The organism is Parasutterella muris (genome assembly GCF_943193095.1).
Lineage (GTDB): Bacteria > Pseudomonadota > Gammaproteobacteria > Burkholderiales > Burkholderiaceae_F > Parasutterella > Parasutterella muris.
The window spans coordinates 1-2,787 of the sequence record NZ_CALPCV010000058.1 but is presented as its reverse complement, the minus strand read 5'-3'; the positions used below and the strand labels follow the sequence as shown (position 1 = coordinate 2,787).

Genomic DNA, 2,787 nt, shown 5'->3' with positions numbered 1-2,787 from the left:
TTTAAGAATGGAGAGCCCGGAGACTACCTACTTTCGCAAGAAATACAACTCACTATCATCGGCGTGGAGGCGTTTCACTGTCCTGTTCGGGATGGGAAGGAGTGGTTCCGCCCTGCTATGGCCTCCGGGCTTAAAACTGTCCGCTCCGGTTAAGGAGCCAATTCGGATCGATTTACTTCATCTTGGCAGCGCCTTGGATTTCTCTCAAGCTCAGCTTTCACTTTGTTCTTTCTCGCACGGACCTCACAGCCGGTCACAAGCAACACGGTTATAGGATCAAGCCTCACGAGCAATTAGTATCAGTTAGCTCAACGCCTCACAGCGCTTACACACCTGACCTATCGACGTCCTGGTCTCGGACGACTCTTCAGGGAGGTTTTACCTCCGGGAAGACTTATCTTCAGGAAAGTTTCCCGCTTAGATGCTTTCAGCGGTTATCTCGTCCGCACTTAGCTACCCGGCAATGCCACTGGCGTGACAACCGGTACACCAGAGGTGCGTCCACTCCGGTCCTCTCGTACTAGGAGCAGCCCCCGTCAATCTTCCAACGCCCACGGCAGATAGGGACCAAACTGTCTCACGACGTTTTAAACCCAGCTCACGTACCTCTTTAAATGGCGAACAGCCATACCCTTGGGACCGACTACAGCCCCAGGATGAGATGAGCCGACATCGAGGTGCCAAACACCGCCGTCGATATGAACTCTTGGGCGGTATCAGCCTGTTATCCCCAGAGTACCTTTTATCCGTTGAGCGATGGCCCTTCCATTCAGAGCCACCGGATCACTATGACCTGCTTTCGCATCTGCTCGAGTTGTTGCTCTCGCAGTCAAGCACGCTTTTGCCATTGCACTATCAGCACGATTTCCGACCGTACCTAGCGTACCTTCGTACTCCTCCGTTACCCTTTAGGAGGAGACCGCCCCAGTCAAACTGCCTACCATGCACGGTCCCCGAACAGGGTCACTGTCCCGGGTTAGAACCGCAAACAAATCAGGGTGGTATTTCAAGGTTGGCTCCGCGCGTACTGGCGTACACGTTTCTCTGCCTCCCACCTATCCTACACAAATCGGTTCACAGTTCAATGCAAAGCTGCAGTAAAGGTTCATGGGGTCTTTCCGTCTAGCCGCGGGTAGATTGCATCATCACAAACATTTCAACTTCACTGAGTCTCGGGAGGAGACAGTGTGGCCATCGTTATGCCATTCGTGCAGGTCGGAACTTACCCGACAAGGAATTTCGCTACCTTAGGACCGTTATAGTTACGGCCGCCGTTTACTGGGACTTCGATCAAGGCCTCTCAGCCCATCAATTAATCTTCCAGCACCGGGCAGGCATCACACCCTATACGTCGTCTTTCGACTTGGCAGAGTGCTGTGTTTTTAATAAACAGTCGCAGCCACCTATTCTCTGAGACCTTTTCACGCGAGCGCAGTCCCTGCGCCTACGTTACTCAGGCACACCTTCTTCCGAAGTTACGGTGTCAATTTGCCGAGTTCCTTCTCCCGAGTTCTCTCAAGCGCCTGAGCATATTCAGCTCGCCCACCAGTGTCGGTTTGCGGTACGGTCCCGCCGAACTGACGCTTAGAGGGTTTTCTTGGAAGTTCGTCCAATCACTTCTCTGCCTTAGCAGATCGCGGCTTTGCCTCGGAGATGCGTCTGCGGATTTGCCTGCAGACCTCCTACACTCACCCACCGGGACATCCAACACCCGGCTGACCTTCTAAACTCCGTCACCCCATCGCATTCGGCGGCGGTTCGGGAATATTAACCCGATTCCCATCGACTACGCCTTTCGGCCTCGCCTTAGGGGCCGACTCACCCTGCTCCGATGAACGTAGAGCAGGAAACCTTGGGCTTACGGCGAGCGGGCTTTTCACCCGCTTTAACGTTACTCATGTCAGCATTCGCACTTCTGATATCTCCAGAATCCTTCTCAAGACTCCTTCGCAGACTTACAGAACGCTCCCCTACCACGCAGAGAGTAATCTCTGCATCCGCGGCTTCGGTTAATGGCTTAGCCCCGTTACATCTTCCGCGCAGAAAGACTCGACCAGTGAGCTATTACGCTTTCTTTGAAGGATGGCTGCTTCTAAGCCAACTTCCTGGTTGTCACGGCCTTTCCACTTCGTTTTCCACTTAGCCATTATTGGGGACCTTAGCCGGCGGTCTGGGTTGTTTCCCTTTTGAGTCCGGACGTTAGCACCCGGTGCTCTGTCTCCCGTGCTCACGCTTCCAGGTATTCGGAGTTTGCCTTGGTTTGGTAAGACTCCATGTCCCCCTAGCCAAAACAGTGCTCTACCCCCTGGAGCGATACACGAGGCACTACCTCAATAGTTTTCGGGGAGAACCAGCTATCTCCAGATTTGTTTGGCCTTTCACCCCTATCCACAGCTCATCCGCTAATTTTGCAACACTAGTCGGTTCGGTCCTCCAGTGTGTGTTACCACACCTTCAACCTGGCCATGGATAGCTCATCTGGTTTCGGGTCTACACCCTGCGACTCTTCGCTCTATTCGAACTCGCTTTCGCTGCGCCTCCCCTATTCGGTTAAGCTCGCCACAGAATGTAAGTCGCTGACCCATTATGCAAAAGGTACGCAGTCACTCCTTACGAAGCTCCTACTGTTTGTATGCATGCGGTTTCAGGTTCTATTTCACTCCCCTCCCGGGGTTCTTTTCGCCTTTCCCTCACGGTACTGGTTCACTATCGGTCGATCACGAGTATTTAGCCTTGGAGGATGGTCCCCCCGTCTTCGAACAGGATTCCACGTGTCCCGCTCTACTT

2 rRNA genes are annotated in these 2,787 nt (G+C 53.4%); both read right to left on the bottom strand.

What is annotated here, in order from left to right:
* Nucleotides 1-14: 14 nt before the first annotated feature.
* Nucleotides 15-129 (bottom strand): 5S ribosomal RNA (gene rrf / locus NFR90_RS11475).
* A 143-nt stretch (nucleotides 130-272) separates the two neighbouring features.
* Nucleotides 273-2,787 (bottom strand): 23S ribosomal RNA (locus NFR90_RS11470); the annotation flags it as partial.